General features: G+C 64.5%; 16 protein-coding genes and 1 riboswitch. Of the genes, 12 read left to right on the forward strand and 4 right to left on the reverse strand.

What is annotated here, in order from left to right; genetic code table 11:
* Positions 1-363: 363 nt before the first annotated feature.
* From QW863_RS11925 to QW863_RS11945, 5 genes are all read left to right on the forward strand, one after another.
* Positions 364-1,533 carry an ABC transporter substrate-binding protein gene (locus tag QW863_RS11925; RefSeq protein ID WP_315717120.1) on the forward strand — a complete coding sequence of 390 codons (1,170 nt, stop codon included), beginning with the start codon at positions 364-366 and terminating at the stop codon, positions 1,531-1,533.
* Positions 1,534-1,678: 145 nt separating this feature from the next.
* Positions 1,679-2,596 (forward strand): branched-chain amino acid ABC transporter permease, encoded by a 918-nt coding sequence (locus tag QW863_RS11930; protein WP_315717121.1) that lies wholly within the window; start codon positions 1,679-1,681, stop codon positions 2,594-2,596.
* On the forward strand, positions 2,593-3,540 hold the full coding sequence (locus tag QW863_RS11935) for a branched-chain amino acid ABC transporter permease (RefSeq protein WP_315717122.1): 948 nt from the start codon (positions 2,593-2,595) through the stop codon (positions 3,538-3,540). The genes QW863_RS11930 and QW863_RS11935 overlap by 4 nt, the downstream gene beginning before the upstream one ends.
* Complete coding sequence (locus QW863_RS11940) at positions 3,533-4,303, forward strand: ABC transporter ATP-binding protein (protein WP_315717123.1); 771 nt, start codon at positions 3,533-3,535, stop codon at positions 4,301-4,303. The genes QW863_RS11935 and QW863_RS11940 overlap by 8 nt, the downstream gene beginning before the upstream one ends.
* Positions 4,304-4,319: 16 nt before the next feature.
* On the forward strand, positions 4,320-5,024 hold the full coding sequence (locus QW863_RS11945) for an ABC transporter ATP-binding protein (RefSeq protein ID WP_315717173.1): 705 nt from the start codon (positions 4,320-4,322) through the stop codon (positions 5,022-5,024).
* 342 nt (positions 5,025-5,366) lie between these two features.
* Here QW863_RS11945 and QW863_RS11950 read toward each other — a convergent pair whose 3' ends face one another.
* Positions 5,367-5,702 carry a hypothetical protein gene (locus QW863_RS11950; RefSeq protein WP_315717124.1) on the reverse strand — a complete coding sequence of 112 codons (336 nt, stop codon included), beginning with the start codon at positions 5,700-5,702 and terminating at the stop codon, positions 5,367-5,369.
* Positions 5,703-5,923: 221 nt separating this feature from the next.
* Positions 5,924-6,025: riboswitch (guanidine-I (ykkC/yxkD leader) on the forward strand.
* A gap of 74 nt (positions 6,026-6,099) precedes the next feature.
* Between QW863_RS11950 and QW863_RS11955 the strand changes: the two genes are divergently transcribed.
* The 5 genes from QW863_RS11955 to QW863_RS11975 all read left to right on the forward strand — a co-directional run bounded on the left by QW863_RS11955 (position 6,100) and on the right by QW863_RS11975 (position 10,665).
* Complete coding sequence (locus QW863_RS11955; protein ID WP_315717125.1) at positions 6,100-7,170, forward strand: putative urea ABC transporter substrate-binding protein; 1,071 nt, start codon at positions 6,100-6,102, stop codon at positions 7,168-7,170.
* Between the two features lie 150 nt (positions 7,171-7,320).
* The gene (locus QW863_RS11960) at positions 7,321-8,142 is read left to right on the forward strand and encodes an ABC transporter permease (protein WP_315717126.1); all 822 of its coding nucleotides are present in this window, start codon (positions 7,321-7,323) and stop codon (positions 8,140-8,142) included.
* Positions 8,142-8,915: an ABC transporter ATP-binding protein gene (locus tag QW863_RS11965; protein ID WP_315717127.1), complete on the forward strand. Its 774-nt coding sequence runs from the start codon at positions 8,142-8,144 to the stop codon at positions 8,913-8,915. Before QW863_RS11960 ends, QW863_RS11965 begins: the two co-directional genes overlap by 1 nt.
* Before the next feature lie 41 nt (positions 8,916-8,956).
* Positions 8,957-10,162, forward strand: a complete 1,206-nt coding sequence (locus QW863_RS11970) for an agmatinase family protein (protein WP_315717128.1) — start codon at positions 8,957-8,959, stop codon at positions 10,160-10,162.
* A 134-nt stretch (positions 10,163-10,296) separates the two neighbouring features.
* Entirely contained in the window at positions 10,297-10,665 is a 369-nt protein-coding gene (locus QW863_RS11975; protein WP_315717174.1) for a hypothetical protein, read from the forward strand.
* Positions 10,666-10,677: 12 nt separating this feature from the next.
* On the opposite strand, the gene QW863_RS11980 is transcribed toward QW863_RS11975, so the two are convergent.
* The 3 genes from QW863_RS11980 to QW863_RS11990 form a co-directional block, all read right to left on the reverse strand.
* Positions 10,678-10,932, reverse strand: a complete 255-nt coding sequence (locus QW863_RS11980) for a hypothetical protein (RefSeq protein ID WP_315717129.1) — start codon at positions 10,930-10,932, stop codon at positions 10,678-10,680.
* Between the two features lie 3 nt (positions 10,933-10,935).
* Complete coding sequence (locus QW863_RS11985; protein WP_315717130.1) at positions 10,936-11,289, reverse strand: PilZ domain-containing protein; 354 nt, start codon at positions 11,287-11,289, stop codon at positions 10,936-10,938.
* A gap of 132 nt (positions 11,290-11,421) precedes the next feature.
* Positions 11,422-12,342, reverse strand: coding sequence for a helix-turn-helix transcriptional regulator (locus QW863_RS11990; RefSeq protein ID WP_315717131.1), 921 nt, complete (start codon positions 12,340-12,342; stop codon positions 11,422-11,424).
* Between the two features lie 109 nt (positions 12,343-12,451).
* On the opposite strand from QW863_RS11990, the gene QW863_RS11995 reads away from it, so the two are divergent.
* Entirely contained in the window at positions 12,452-13,990 is a 1,539-nt protein-coding gene (locus tag QW863_RS11995) for a benzoate-CoA ligase family protein (protein ID WP_315717132.1), read from the forward strand.
* A 136-nt stretch (positions 13,991-14,126) separates the two neighbouring features.
* Complete coding sequence (locus tag QW863_RS12000; protein ID WP_315717133.1) at positions 14,127-14,930, forward strand: alpha/beta hydrolase; 804 nt, start codon at positions 14,127-14,129, stop codon at positions 14,928-14,930.
* Positions 14,931-15,019: the final 89 nt, after the last annotated feature.

Consider the following 15,019-nt stretch of genomic DNA (forward strand, 5'->3'; position numbering starts at 1 on the left):
GCCGCGAGAGCCGCTGCTCTTCAGTTGCTCCGTCATGCCCGGGCTTGTCCCGGGCATCCACGTCGAGCGGCGACTATCGAGCCGCGTGGATGGCCGGGACAGGCCGGCCATGACGGCGCGGGGAAGGCGACTTCCTCTCATGACCTTCTTCCCGACCCTGCCGTCTGCTGTGCTGCAGTATCCTTAACACGCACTATAGTTCTTGCCTTTGCCCGTTTCCGGGAATTATGGTGCATGGATCGATGGCGCGTAGGATCAGCACCGCGCGACGAATGCTGCGGCGAAACGCCGCCGCTGGTCGTGCTGCTGCGTGGCGGCGACAAAACAACGATAAGAACGATTTGTTTGAGGGGAGGGAAGACCATGAAGAGCTTCTGGCTGGCGAGCGCCGCAGCGCTGCTGTTTTCGAGCACCGCCTTTGCCGGCGACACCATCAAGATCGGCTTCGTCTCGACGTTCAGCGGTCCGACCGCCGTGATCGGCAACGACATGCGCAACTCGTTCGAGCTCGCGCTCGACCATCTCGGCCGCAAGATCGACGGCAAGCCGGTCGAGGTGATCTACGAGGACGACCAGCAGAAGCCTGACGTCGGCAAGCAGAAGACCGAGAAGCTGGTGCAGTCCGACAAGGTCGATTTCATCGTCGGCTACATCTGGTCGAACGTGCTGCTGGCCTCGCTCAAGACCGCGGTGGATTCCCAGACCTTCCTGATCTCGGCCAATGCCGGCCCGTCGCAGCTCGCCGGCGAATTGTGCTCGCCCTACGTGTTCTCGACCTCCTGGCAGAACGACCAGACGCCCGCCGCGATGGGCCTCTACATGAACCAGAAGGGCGTCAAGTCGGTGTTCCTGATCGGGCCGAACTATGCGGCCGGCAAGGACATGCTGGCCGGCGTGAAGAGCACCTTCAAGGGCCAGGTCGTCGGCGAGGAATATACGGTATGGCCGAGCCAGCTCGACTTCTCCGCCGAGCTCTCCAAGGCGCGCGCCTCGGGCGCCGAATCGATCTTCGTGTTCTATCCCGGCGCGGCCGGCGTGCAATTCCTCAATCAATATTCGCAGGCCGGCCTCAAGGAGAAGATGCCGCTCTACACCGCCTTCACCGTCGACGAATTGTCGCTGCCGCTGCAGAAGGACAATGCGATCGGCGTGCCCGGCGCCCAGGAATGGGTCAACGACCTGCCCAACGAGCAGAACAAGAAGTTCGTGGCCGACTACCGCAAGAAATACACCGGCCTGCGTCCGACCTATTACGGCGCCCAGGCCTACGACGCGGCCCAGCTGATCAACAGCGCCGTGGTTGCGGTCAAGGGCGACACGTCCAAGAAGGACGCGATGAAGGCCGAGATGGAGAAGGCCAACTTCAAGTCGCTGCGCGGCTCCTTCAAGTTCGGCAACAATCACATCCCGATCCAGAACTTCTACCTGCAGGACGTGGTCAAGGACACCGAGGGCCAGCTCTCGCTGAAGACGGTCGCCACCATCGTCGAGAACGACCAGGACCGCTTCCACGACAAGTGCCCGATGAAGTGAGCGAAAAGAATTCCGAGCCAGAGGACGAAACAGGCCTGGAATTTGCTTGAAGCTTAAAACATCTCCGGCCTAAGATCGGGACGGACATGGCGGCAGCGCCTGGAACGGGTTCTGCCGCCGTCTTTTTGAGCGTGAAGTGAGGGGCATGCTTCTCGTCGTCGAACAATTCCTGAACGGGCTGCAGTTTGGACTGCTGCTGTTCCTGCTGGCCGCCGGCCTGACGCTGGTGTTCGGCATCATGGACTTCGTGAACCTGGCCCACGGCTCGCTCTACATGATGGGCGCCTATTTCGCGGCGACCTTCGTAGCCTGGACCGGCAGCTTCGTGCTCGGCGCCGTCGTGGCACTGGGAGCCACGCTTCTGCTCGGCATCGTGCTCGAATTCACGGCACTGCGCCATCTCTATGGGCGCGACCATCTCGACCACGTGCTCGCGACGTTCGGTCTGATCCTGTTCTTCAACGAGGCGGTCCGGCTGATCTGGGGCCCGGCGGGACTGGCGCTGCCGCTGCCGTCCTGGCTCGCCTTCCCGGTCACGATCCTGCCCGGCATCCAATATCCCGCCTATCGGCTCGCGATCATCGTCGTGGCGCTGCTGGTGGCGCTGCTGCTCTATCTCGGCGTGATGCGGACGCGGATCGGCATGCTGATCCGGGCCGGCGCCTCCAACCGCGAGATGATCGGTGCGCTCGGCATCAACATCAAGCTGCTCTATACGCTGGTGTTCGGCCTCGGCGCCGCGCTCGCCGGCCTGGCCGGGCTGATGCAGGCGCCGATCCTCACGGTGCAGATCGGCATGGGCGAGAACATCCTGATCCTCGCCTTCGTCGTCATCGTGATCGGCGGCATTGGTTCGATCCGCGGCGCCTTTATCGCGGCGATCATGATCGGCCTGATCGATACCATGGGCCGCGCCTTCCTGCCCAATCTGCTGCGCCAGGTGCTGAACTCGGCAGCAGCTTCCACTGCGGCGCCGGCGATGTCGTCGATGCTGATCTACCTCCTGATGGCGATCGTGCTGGTGGCGCGGCCTGAAGGTCTGTTTCCGGCCAACCGCAGATGAAATCCTCGCTCAACGTTTCGACCATCGTGGCCATCATCGTCCTGGCCGGCCTGGTGCTGCTGCCGGTCTATTCGAACCTCTCCGGCAACATCTTCATCCTCACGCTGTTCACCCGCATCGTGATCCTGGCGCTGGCGGCCGTCAGCCTCAACCTGATCATGGGCTATGGCGGCATGATGAGCTTCGGCCATGCCGCCTATCTCGGCATCGGCGGCTACGCCGTCGGCATCCTGGCGCAGGAGGGCATCGGCTCCGGCTATGCCCAGTTCGCGGCCGCCATCGCGGTTTCGGCGCTCTATGCGCTGGTCATCGGCGCGCTCTCCTTGCGTACCCGCGGCGTCTATTTCATCATGATCACGCTGGCCTTTGCGCAGATGGCCTACTACGTCGCGTCCGGCCTCGCCCGTTACGGCGGGGATGACGGGCTCACCGTCTACAAGCGCAGCGATTTCGGCGGCCTGATCAATCTCGGCAACCGCGTGCAGTTCTATTATCTCTGCCTGTTCTGCCTGCTTGCCGTCGTGGTGCTGATCTGGCGGATCGTCAATTCGCGCTTCGGCCTCGTGCTGCAGGGCCTGCGCTCCAACGAGCAGCGCATGCAGGCGATCGGCTTCCCCTCGAAGCGCTACAAGCTGGCGTGCTTCGTCATCGCCGGCATGCTCTGTGGCCTGTCCGGCGCGCTGCTTGCCAACAACACCGATTTCGTCAGCCCTGCCGTGATGTACTGGACCCGCTCCGGCGACCTCATGGTGATGGTCATCCTCGGCGGCATGGGCACCCTGATGGGGCCGGTCGTCGGCTCGGTCGTGTTCCTGGTGCTGGAAGAGGTGCTGTCGCAGATCACCGAATATTGGGCATTGATCATGGGGCCGCTGCTGCTCCTGATCGTGCTGTTCGGCCGCGGCGGCATCATGGGCATGCTCGGGAGGTTGAACCGTGGCTGAACCTCTGCTTCGCGTCGACAATCTCGTGCGCCGGTTCGGCGGCATCGTCGCGACTGATCACGTCTGTCTCGACGTTGCCAAGGGCGAGATCCACGCCATCATCGGGCCGAACGGCGCCGGTAAGACCACGCTGATCAGCCAGCTCACCGGCCACCTGGCGCCGCATGCGGGTCGCATTTTCCTAGGGGGCCGCGACATCTCGCATTTCCCCGCCTATAAGCGCAGCGCGCTGGGGCTGGCACGTTCGTTCCAGATCACCTCGCTGCTGACCGACTTCACCGCAGCCGACAATGTCGCGCTTGCGGCGCAAGCCCATGACGGCAAGCACTCGTTCCGTTTCTTCGCCGCCGCGCGCAAGGACAAGCCGCTGCGTGCCGCCGCGCAGGCCGCGCTGGAGCGCGTCGGTCTCGGCCATCGCGCCGACGTGCTGGTGTCGAAGCTCAGCCATGGCGAGCAGCGCGAGCTGGAGCTCGCCGTCGCGCTCGCGACCAAGCCGCAACTGCTGCTGCTCGACGAGCCGATGGCCGGCCTGGGGGTGACCGAGTCGCAGCGCATGGTGAAGCTGCTGAACGAGCTGCGCAAGGAAGTGTCGATCGTGCTGGTCGAGCACGACATGGAGGCGGTGTTCGCGCTCGCCGACCGCATCTCGGTCCTCGTCTATGGCCGCATCATCGCCTCGGGCAGACCGGACGAGATCCGGCAGAACGAGGAGGTCAAGCGCGCCTATCTCGGCGATCAGCATGTGGTGGTCGGCCATGGTTGATCTGGAGACAAGCGCCATGCTGCTCGAGGTCGACGGCATCGAGACCTGTTACGGCCTGAGCCAGGTCTTGTTCGGCCTGTCGTTGGCGATCCGTCCCGGCGAGATGGTCTCGCTGATGGGCCGCAACGGCATGGGCAAGACCACCACGATCCGCTCGATCATGGGTCTGACCCAGGCGCGCGCCGGCCTGATCCGCTTCAGCGGTCAGGAGACACGAAAGCTGCCGTCCTACAGGATCGCTCAGCTCGGCATCGGCCTGGTGCCGGAGGGACGGCAGATCTTTCCGAATCTGACCGTCACCGAGAATCTCCTGGCGGCCTCGGCCAACCGGCTCGGCGCGTCCGATCCCTGGACGCTCGACAAGATCCACGCCTTGTTTCCGCGGCTCGCCGAACGCGGCAGCAACATGGGCAACCAGCTCTCCGGCGGCGAGCAGCAGATGCTGGCGATCGGCCGGGCGCTGATGACCAACCCGAAACTCCTCATTCTCGACGAGGCGACCGAGGGTCTGGCGCCGTTGATCCGAGAGGAGATCTGGAACTGCCTGTCGCTGCTGAAATCGCGCGGGCAGTCGATCCTGGTGATCGACAAGAACGTCGAGCATCTGACCCGCATCTGCGACCGCCACTACATCATCGAGCGTGGCCGCACCGTGTGGCATGGCACGTCGGAGCAACTGATGGCCGAGCCGGAGCTGCAGCACCGCTATCTGGGTATTTGAGGCGGCGCGCTGCCGGCTATTCCGACGTGGAAGCGGATTGACTCAAATCAAGATCGCGTCGGGCGTCGGGCGTAGATTTTGCTAGCTGCCCCGACATGCGCTGATTTTTCGCATTGAGGCGCGGCTTGGACGGGACTATTTTTCCAGGGTAGTAGTTTGTTTTTCCTTTTATCAGAGGTTGAACAAATGCGTGCACCTCGTATCCGAATCGAATCACCGCAGAAAGCCGTGGCCGGCCTGCGCGGCTTCTGGTCTGTTCATTCCGACCTTGAGACGGGGCTGTGTCTCGCCTTCATGCTGATCGTCGGAGTCATCGTGAAAATGACACCGCCACTCTAGACCTCAGCGACGGAACGGGATGTACTTCTGGTACTCCTTCGGCACCCGGCTGCGATAGCGCGACGGCACCGTGCCGCTGCGCAGGGAGTCCTCGACTTCCTTGCGCGTGCTGGTCCTCGTCCGCTTCTTCTTCGGCGCGGCCGCCTCGCTGGCCGGCTTGGCGTCGCCAGGTTTCTCGGCCGAGGCGGCTGGTGCCGGAGTGGCTGTCGGGGTGGGGCTCGCGGCGGGAGCAGGTTGCGCCGGCGCATCGGGAGCGGGCGCGCTCTGCGCGAAGGCTGCCTCGGCGGCGAGGCTGAGAGCCAGAATGGTTGCCAATGCGATCCCGGAAGACCTGATCATATCAACGAGACTCCAAGCCACTGCGACTGACGGGCCTGCCTGATGATGTCGCCCCCCGTGCACCGGACGGTTCATGCTGTCGTTGCATGGCCGGCGTCGGCTGACGCGCCACCTCGCCCAAGAAGAATTCTGTGTGCCGAATTTTTGAGCACAGCGTGCCGCTGGTTCCGTTGAATCGCAAGCATTTTTCCCTGGCACGCGGATTGCTCCCCTCGTTGCTCAGAGTTGGCAGCTAGGGTTCCGGTTCTCCATCGAGAATGCTGGTCCGAGAGCAGCCGCCAGGGGAGAGCCCTGGTGCACGGCGGGATAAAAACCCGGGAGACCTCAGTGGCCGCGCTTGGCAGGCACGAGGTTCTTCATGCCAGTCCGCGGTCAGAAAACCGATGAGGGACTGGACATGGGAAAAGCGCGAAATCTGTTTGTTGCACTGCTCGCTGCATCGACGCTGGCGACCGCATCGCTGTCATCCGCGTCAGCTGAGAAGAAGAAGGAATTCAACATCGCCTGGACGATCTATGTCGGCTGGATGCCGTGGCCCTATGCGGCCGAGTCCGGCATCGTCAAGAAGTGGGCGGACAAATACGGCATCTCGATCAAGATCACGCAGATCAACGACTACGTCGAGTCGATCAACCAGTACACCGCCGGCAAGTTCGACGGCGTCACCGTCACCAACATGGATGCGCTGACCATCCCCGCTGCCGGCGGCGTCGACACGTCGGCCATCATCATGGGCGACTACTCCAACGGCAATGACGGTGTCGTGCTGAAGAAGGGCAAGACCATGGCCGACATCAAGGGCCAGAAGGTCAACCTCGTCGAGCTCTCGGTGTCGCACTATCTGCTGGCGCGCGGCCTCGAGACCGCGAAACTGTCCGAGAAGAACATCAAGACCGTCAACACCTCGGACGCCGACATCGTCGCCGCCGCGAAGTCGCCGGACACGACGGCCGTGGTCACCTGGAATCCGCAACTGCTGGAGGTGAAGGCCGAGCCGGGGGCAACGCTGGTGTTCGATTCCAGCAAGATCCCAGGCGAGATCGAGGATCTCCTGGTCGTCAACAGCGCGACGCTCAAGGACAATCCGGAGCTCGGCAAGGCGCTGGTCGGCATCTGGTACGAGACCATCGCGCTGATGAAGGACCAGAGCGAGAAGGGCAAGGCCGCGCGCGAGGCGATGGCCAAGCTGTCGGGCACCGATCTCGCCGGCTTCGAGACCCAGCTCAAGACGACGTTCATGTACTACGAGCCGAAGGACGCGCTCGCCTTCGTGACCGGACCGGAATTGCCCAAGATCATGGATCTCGTGCGCACCTTCTGCTTCGATCACAACCTGCTCGGCGAGAACGTGAAGTCGAAGGACGCGGTCGGCATCTCCACGCCGACGAAGGCGCTGGGCGCGGCCAGCAATGTCAAGCTGCGCTTCGATCCGACCTTCATGAAGATGGCGGCCGAAGGGAAGCTCTGATCCGCTTCCTGGACCGCCGCCGGTGCCACCCCTCATCCTGAAGAGCTTGCGCGAGCGCAAGCATCTCGAAGGATGAGGCCCACATCGGGGCCTCATGGTTCGAGACGGCGCTGACGCGCCCCTCACCATGAGGATTGAGGGAGCCTGTTGATGCCGCGTGCCATGAACGTCGTTCCGAACCGGGGCAGCCGGCTGTTGCTGGCCCTGTTGCCGTTCCTGCTGATCGCGCTGATCTACGTGGTCGGATCGGCGCAGCGGCGCGCGGACAATCCCGACGACAAGCTGCTGCCGCCGGTCTCCGAGATGGTCGCGACCTCCAAGCGGCTCGCGACCGAGCCGGATCGCCGCTCCGGCGACTACGTGCTGTGGTCCGACACGTCGGCGAGCCTGCAGCGCCTCGCGCTCGGCCTCGGCATTTCCGCCGCCATCGGTCTCGTGCTCGGACTCGCCATCGGATTGCTGCCGGTGGCCGGCGCCGGCTTCGGCACGCTGATTGCGGTTCTGTCGATGATCCCGCCGATGGCGGTGCTGCCGGTTCTGTTCATCGTGTTCGGCCTCGGTGAGCTGTCCAAGGTGGTGCTGATCATCATCGGCGTCACGCCGACCCTGGTGCGCGACCTCTCGCTCGAGGTGCAGAACATGCCGCGCGAGCAGCTGATCAAGGCGCAGACCCTGGGCGCCTCGACCTGGCAGGTCGCGATCCGGGTGGTGCTGCCGCAAATCATGCCACGCCTGATCCAGGGGCTGCGGCTCATGATCGGGCCCGCCTTCCTGTTCCTGATCTCGGCCGAGGCGATCGCCTCCGATGTCGGACTCGGCTACCGCATCTTCCTGGTCCGCCGCTATCTCTCGATGGATGTGATCCTGCCCTACGTCGTCTGGATCACGTTGCTTGCCTACATCCTCGACTACGCGCTGGTCTGGTTCGGACGGCACGCCTTTCCGTGGGCATATGCGCGAGGGAGCCGCTGATGAGCACGCTCTCCTTCCGCAACGTCTGGGTCGAATACGGCAACCAGGTCGTGCTCGAGCGCATCAATCTCGAGATCGCCTCCGGCACGTTCCTGTCGATCGTCGGCCCGTCCGGCGCAGGCAAGAGCACCTTCCTGCGCCTGGTCCTCGGCCAGGAGAGGCCGAGCCAGGGCGCGGTGCTGCTCGACGGCCGGCCGTTTCCGGCCGAGCCCGGACCGGACCGCGGCATCGTGTTCCAGCGCTACTCGGTGTTCCCGCATCTGACCGTGCTCGGCAATGTGCTGCTCGGCTACGAGCTTGCCGGCAGCCCGTTCACGGCGCGGCTGTTCGGATCGGCGCGCAAGGCGGCGATGGAGAAGAGCCTCGCGCTGATCGAGGCCGTCGGCCTGGCCGAGCATCGCGACAAATACCCAAGCGCGTTGTCCGGCGGCATGCAGCAGCGCCTGGCTATCGCGCAGGCCCTGGCGAAGCAGCCGCGCGTGCTGCTGCTCGATGAGCCCTTCGGCGCGCTCGATCCCGGCACCCGCGCCCAGATGCATGCGCTGATCAAGCCGCTGTGGCGCCAGCACAACATGACCATCGTGATGGTCACCCACGACATCAAGGAGGCGTTCGGGCTCGCAACGCGGCTGATCGCGCTCGACCGTCCGCGCAAGGATCCGCAGGCGCCGGAGCGGTTCGGCGCGCGCATCACCTACGATCTCGATCTCACCCGCGACAGCGCCGTGCCCGTGCTCGGATTCATCCGCGCCAGCCTGCAGGCGACGCAATAGTCAGTTCAAGAAACGTCGAAAGAAACGAAGGAGAGTCTCCCATGTCATTCCCATTCATGCGCCGGTCGCGCCGCGCCGGATTGCACTCGCAGCGCCGGTGCATGCGCCGTCACCATCCGGACTTCGACAAGATGGCCACGCAAGGCTGGCAGGCGCTGGAGGCCGAGGGCAAGCTGCCGACCAACGGCTGGCGCAAGGAGCGACAATGGGCGCTCGACATGGGCCTGCCCGGCGCCGACACGCTGACGGACCGCGACATCCCGACCTTCGCCCGCGGCGAGCTGCCGCATTTCGCCGGCATCAACACCTTCATGAAGGCGCCGTATGTCGAGAACGTCCGCGACGTCGGCAAATACGACGCTGCGGTGATCGGCATCCCCTTCGATTCCGGCACCACCTATCGGCCCGGCACCCGCTTCGGGCCGCAGGGCATCCGCCGCATCTCCGCGCTCTACACGCCCTACAACTACGAGCTGGGCGTCGACCTGCGCGAGCAGATGACCTTGTGCGATGCCGGCGACGTCTTCACGATTCCCGCCAATCTGGAAAAGAGCTTTGACCAGATCAGCCGCGGCGTCGCGCATGTGTTCTCGTCCGGCGCGCTGCCGATCATGCTCGGCGGCGATCACTCGATCGGCTTTCCGTGCGTGCGCGGCATCGCTGAGTGTACCGACAAGAGGATCGGCATCATCCATTTCGACCGCCACATCGACATCCAGGAGAAGGATCTCGACGAGCGCATGCACACCACGCCATGGTATTGGGCGACCAACCTGCCGAACGTGTCGCCGACCAATCTGGTGCAGCTCGGCATCGGCGGCTGGCAGGTGCCGCGCGAGGGCGTCGAGGTCGCGCGCAAGCGCAACACCAACGTGCTGACCATCGCCGACATCGAGAAGATCGGCCTTGAGAAGACCGCCGAGATCGCGCTCGAGCTGGCCTGGAAGGATGCCGACGCGGTCTACATCTCGTTCGACGTCGACTCCATCGATTGCGGCTTCGTGCCCGGCACCGGCTGGCCGGAGCCCGGCGGCTTCCTGCCGCGCGAGGCGCTCAAGCTGTTGGGTCTCGTCGCCGCCGAGGGCCTGTGCGGGCTCGAAGTGGTCGAGGTCTCGCCGCCCTACGACACCTCCGACATTACCGCGCTGATCGGCGTCCGCGTCGTCGTCGAGGCGCTCGGCTCGATGGTCGCCCACGGCAAGCTTGGCAGCCACAAGCATATCATCAACAAGCCGGTCAGCTACTGAGGTCCGCGATGCGTCATCATCACCACCATCACGGCCATCATCATGATCATCACCACGATCATGGCCACGACCATCATCACGACCATCCGACGCATGGCCCCGGCCACAACCATCCGCACGGCCACCGTTCGCCGGTGCAATGGCAGACGCCGCATCAGCCTGAGGGCGCCAAGCCTGCCGCGGTGGTCGAGCCGGATCTCGACAAGGTCGAAGCCGCCTTCGTCGACGGCTTCATCGCCGCGCCGGATCCGACCAGCTTCCTGCGGCTGGCGCGGGTCCCGTTCGAGATCCTGCGCGACGGCACGAGCCTCAAGCTGCTGCGCGTCGAGATCGACGCGCTGACGGACGTCGGCAGCCTGACGCCGCATCTCGGTGGCGTCACCTTCCGCTACGATCCGCTGCCGTCGAACTTCATCTCCCGCCGCCGCCGCCTGCGCTTCGTCTATTTCGATGGCGCCAGCCTCAAGCCGCTGACCTATGCGGAGCTGCGGGAGATCGAGTGACCAGCTCAGAACTCAAGGCAGCGGCGTTCGCTTGAGCGCCGCTGCAAGCGCCTCGAAGCGACCGGTGACTTCCGGCAGCACGAATGCGCGCACGGTCGAGGCCGCCGCGACGCCGATCACCAGCACGATGACATATTGGGCGGCGAGCAGCAGCGTGACGCGCCGGAGCCAGCGCGATCGCGGGCGCTCGGCGGCGCGCGCCGCGACCGGCGGCGGCGCATCGGAGGCGATCAGCCAGTCGTCGTGCTCTTGCGAGGATTCGGACATTGCTCAGTGCCCCGAGAGCAATTGCTCGAGGCGCGATTTGAGCTGCCTGTTGGCGCGCTCCTGCAGGCGCAAGGCGCGCGCCGTTTCGAGATCGATCACCTCGCCATCGTCGTGAAGGAAGGCGAGGCCGGCGCCCGCGCCGTCGCGCCACACCATCTGCGCCGGTCGTGACCATCCGCGCCGTTCGATGCTGATCTCGACGCGGTCCGGCAGCAGCACGCTGCCCTCGAGCTCGACCTTGACGCCGCGGTGGTTGAAATTGCGCACGACGCAGGCCAGCGTCGAGCAGCCTGAATTGAAGGTCAGCACGCCGCCATAGTAGACGCGCTGGCGAGCCTCGCGACGACGATTTTGCATCCCACGTCCTCCAGTGACTTAACGATTGATTAATCAATCGGAGGGTGTGTGGCGAGTCTCGCCGGTATTGAAATGTGGGTGGTGGTTAATGCGTACCGGACGCTTGCGGCGCGATCGAAGTCGCACGACGTCTCACGCCCGCGCGAACATCCGGGCGTCGCCAGTCAGCACCGGCTTCACGGCTTCGCCCAGCCGTGCGGCCGCCGCTTCGACCGACAGTCCCGCCGTATCGACCACCGCATTGGCCCTCGCGTACAGCGGCTCGCGGCTCGCCAGGATGTTGCGCAGCTCGGCCATCGCCGAGCGGTCGTCGGCCATCGGGCGGAGGTCGCCCTGCTTACGCACGCGCCCCATGTGCTCCTCCGGCTCCGCCTTGAGCCAGATCGTGTAGAACGAGGTCAGGATCAGGTCGAAGGTGACCGGCTCGGAGACGATGCCGCCGCCGGTCGCCAGCACCATCGGCTCCTTGCGCGCGAGCAGTTGCACCAGGGCGGCCTGCTCCATGCGGCGAAAGCCTTCCTGGCCGTAGAGCGCGATGATCTCGGCAACCGAAAGCCCGTTCTGCCGCTCGATCTCCTTGTTCAGCTCGACGAAGCTCCAGCCGATCCGCTCCGCCAGCATCTTGCCGAGCGTCGATTTGCCGGCACCGCGCAGGCCGATCAGCGCAATGCCTGAGAACGAACGCCGCAGCGGCGCCGATGCGCCCCCGGCAAGCAGCTCCTTGACCTCGGCGATCTGGCTCGGGCTCGCCTTCTTCAGGAGATCGCGAATGACCGGCCAGTCCGGCGATGGCTCGCCGCCGGGGATGATGTCGTCGAGCGGCGCGTTGATCGCGTTGGCGATGCGGCGCAGCAGCACGATCGAGACATTGCCCTTGCCGCTCTCGAGCTGGGCGATGTAGCGCTCGGAAATCCCGGAGACCTCGGCCAGCACCTTGCGCGACATGCCGGCGAGGCCGCGCATCCGCCGCACCCGCTGGCCCAGCTGGTCGAGGAAATCGGTCTCGGCCGCGGACTGGCCGTCGTCGCGCGGGGCATCGCTGTGTGGCGTCATATCCCTGAGGCACTCTTTTGAGTAGGAAACATAATGCCGGGGAGGATTGACAGCAAGCGATGTTGGTGGCCTTGTATGAATTATAATTCAAAAATCCGGGGAGAATGCCGTGAAGTCGTACAATGCGGTATCGTGGCTGCTTGACCGCAATGTCGAGGCGGGGCGCGGCGACAAGCTCGCCTACACGGACACGGTCTCGGAGCTGACCTATCGCGGTCTGCAACAGCAGACCTGCCGCGTCGCCAACATGCTGCGCCGCCTTGGCGTCCGCCGCGAGGAGCGCGTGGCGATGATCATGCTCGATACGGTGGATTTCCCCGCGGTGTTTCTTGGCGCCATGCGCGCGGGCGTCGTCCCGGTGCCGCTCAACACGCTGCTGACCTCTGACCAATACGCGTATGTGCTCGCCGACTGCCGCGCCCGCGTGCTGTTCGTGTCCGAGGCGCTGTATCCGGTGGTGAAGGACATTGTCGGCCGGATGCCGGATCTCGATTGCGTCGTCGTGTCCGGCGCCAATGCCTTCGGCCACAAGCTGCTCACCGAGGAGCTCGCGCGCGAGAGCGATCAGTTCGACACGGTCGCGACCCACGAGGATGAGCCTGCGTTTTGGCTGTATTCATCCGGTTCGACCGGCATGCCCAAGGGCGTGCGCCATCTGCACGGCAATCTCGCCGCGACGGCCGAGACCTATGCCAGCCAAGTGCTCGGCATCCGCGAGAGCGATGTCTGTCTGTCAGCCGCAAAGCTGTTCTTCGCCTATGGCCTCGGCAATGCGCTGACCTTCCCGCTGTCGGTCGGCGCAACCACGATCCTCAACTCCGAGCGCCCGACGCCGGCGCTGATGTTCAAGCTCCTCAACCGCTACAATCCGACCATCTTCTACGGCGTGCCGACCTTGTTCGCCGCGATGCTGCACGATGAGTCGCTGCGCCATGAGAAGGCCGGCAGCGCTCTGCGCATCTGCACCTCGGCCGGCGAGGCGCTGCCGGAATCGGTCGGCAATGCCTGGAAGGCGCGGTTCGGCGTCGACATTCTCGATGGTGTCGGCTCGACCGAGCTGCTGCACATCTTCCTGTCCAACGTGCCCGGGGACATCAAATACGGCTCATCGGGGCGCCCCGTGCCGGGCTATCAGGTTCGTCTTGTCAACGAGGCCGGCCAGGACGTGCCGGACGGCGAGGTCGGCGAGATGCTGGTGCATGCACCGTCCGCCGGCGAGGGCTACTGGAATCAGCGCCACAAGACCCGCTCGACGTTCGAGGGCTATTGGACGCGCACCGGCGACAAATATGTCCGCGACGCTGACGGGCGCTACACCTTCTGCGGCCGCTCCGACGACATGTTCAAGGTCTCTGGCATCTGGGTGTCGCCGTTCGAGGTCGAGAGCGCGCTGATCACGCATCCCTCGGTGCTCGAGGCTGCCGTGGTGCCGGAAGCCGATCCGGAGGGGCTGTTGAAGCCGAAGGCCTATGTCGTGCTGCGCCCGAGCGTCGATCGCTCGACCCTGCACGAGGCACTGAAGGAACACGTCAAGCAGAAGATCGGCCCGTGGAAATATCCGCGCTGGATCGAGGTGGTGGAGTCCTTGCCGAAAACCGCGACCGGCAAGATCCAGCGCTTCAAGCTGCGTGAGGGAGCGGGTCAGTAGTTGGCCCCCACTCTCGGAGTGGTCCTGCTCTTGGTTGTCGTCATGGCCGGGCTTGACCTGGCCATCCATTCCGCCTCGACAAGAAAGACGTGGATGCCCGGGTCAAGCCCGGGCATGACGAAGGAGAGAGTGGCCCGTGCAGCTTTCATCGAACGGCTTCCTCACCATCGATTCCGCCGATCTCGAATATCGCCTGATCGGTCCGCAGCCCTCTGACGCTCCGTGCATCGTGCTGCTGCATGAAGGGCTCGGCTCGGTCGGGTTGTGGGGCGACTTTCCCGACAAGCTCCAGCAAGCCACCGGCGTTTCCGTGTTCGTCTATTCGCGCGCGGGCTACGGCGCCTCCAGCCCGGTGTCTCTGCCGCGGCCGCTCGACTACATGCAGCGCGAGGCGCGCGATGTGCTGCCGAAGCTGCTCGATCAAATCGGCTTTCAGCGCGGTCTTCTCGTCGGCCATTCCGATGGTGCGTCGATCGCGGCGATCTACGGGGGCAGCCACGCCGACCATCGCCTCGACGGCATCGTGCTGATCGCGCCGCATGTGGTCGTTGAGGACATCTCTGTGTCGTCGATCGCCGCGATCAAGACCACTTACGAAACCACGGAGCTGCGCACCAAGCTGTCGCGCTGGCACAAGGACGTCGACAACGCGTTTTACGGCTGGAACGACGCCTGGCTCGATCCGGCATTCCGGGCCTGGGATATCACCGGCGACCTCGCCTACATCCGCGTTCCCGTGGCCGTGATCCAGGGCGTCGACGACCAGTACGGCACCATCCGCCAGGTCGAGATCATCCAGGAGGAGTGCTACTGCCCGGTCGAAGTGACGATGCTGCCCAACACCGGCCATTCCCCGCATCGCGAGGCGCCGGACGCCACCTTGCGGGTCATTGCCGAGTTCGCGGCCGCGACCTTGCCGGCCCCGGCATCACGAACATGAAACAAAGTGCATGTTTCGGCTTTTTGTCGTAGACGCCAGCCATAACATGAATTATTGTGCATCTCAACGATAAGCACTCCAACGAAGGG

The organism is Bradyrhizobium sp. SZCCHNR1017, from assembly GCF_032381375.1.
Taxonomy (GTDB): Bacteria; Pseudomonadota; Alphaproteobacteria; order Rhizobiales; family Xanthobacteraceae; genus Bradyrhizobium.

Excerpts from the sequence above, each read along its gene's own strand:
- QW863_RS11925 (WP_315717120.1), top strand. The coding sequence starts at position 364 with ATGAAGAGCTTCTGGCTGGCGAGCGCCGCAGCGCTGCTGTTTTCGAGC.
- QW863_RS11930 (WP_315717121.1), top strand. The coding sequence starts at position 1,679 with ATGCTTCTCGTCGTCGAACAATTCCTGAACGGGCTGCAGTTTGGACTG.
- QW863_RS11935 (WP_315717122.1), top strand. The coding sequence starts at position 2,593 with ATGAAATCCTCGCTCAACGTTTCGACCATCGTGGCCATCATCGTCCTG.
- QW863_RS11945 (WP_315717173.1), top strand. The coding sequence starts at position 4,320 with ATGCTGCTCGAGGTCGACGGCATCGAGACCTGTTACGGCCTGAGCCAG.
- QW863_RS11950 (WP_315717124.1), bottom strand. The coding sequence starts at position 5,702 with ATGATCAGGTCTTCCGGGATCGCATTGGCAACCATTCTGGCTCTCAGC.
- QW863_RS11955 (WP_315717125.1), top strand. The coding sequence starts at position 6,100 with ATGGGAAAAGCGCGAAATCTGTTTGTTGCACTGCTCGCTGCATCGACG.
- QW863_RS11960 (WP_315717126.1), top strand. The coding sequence starts at position 7,321 with ATGCCGCGTGCCATGAACGTCGTTCCGAACCGGGGCAGCCGGCTGTTG.
- QW863_RS11965 (WP_315717127.1), top strand. The coding sequence starts at position 8,142 with ATGAGCACGCTCTCCTTCCGCAACGTCTGGGTCGAATACGGCAACCAG.
- QW863_RS11970 (WP_315717128.1), top strand. The coding sequence starts at position 8,957 with ATGTCATTCCCATTCATGCGCCGGTCGCGCCGCGCCGGATTGCACTCG.
- QW863_RS11980 (WP_315717129.1), bottom strand. The coding sequence starts at position 10,932 with ATGTCCGAATCCTCGCAAGAGCACGACGACTGGCTGATCGCCTCCGAT.
- QW863_RS11985 (WP_315717130.1), bottom strand. The coding sequence starts at position 11,289 with ATGCAAAATCGTCGTCGCGAGGCTCGCCAGCGCGTCTACTATGGCGGC.
- QW863_RS11990 (WP_315717131.1), bottom strand. The coding sequence starts at position 12,342 with ATGACGCCACACAGCGATGCCCCGCGCGACGACGGCCAGTCCGCGGCC.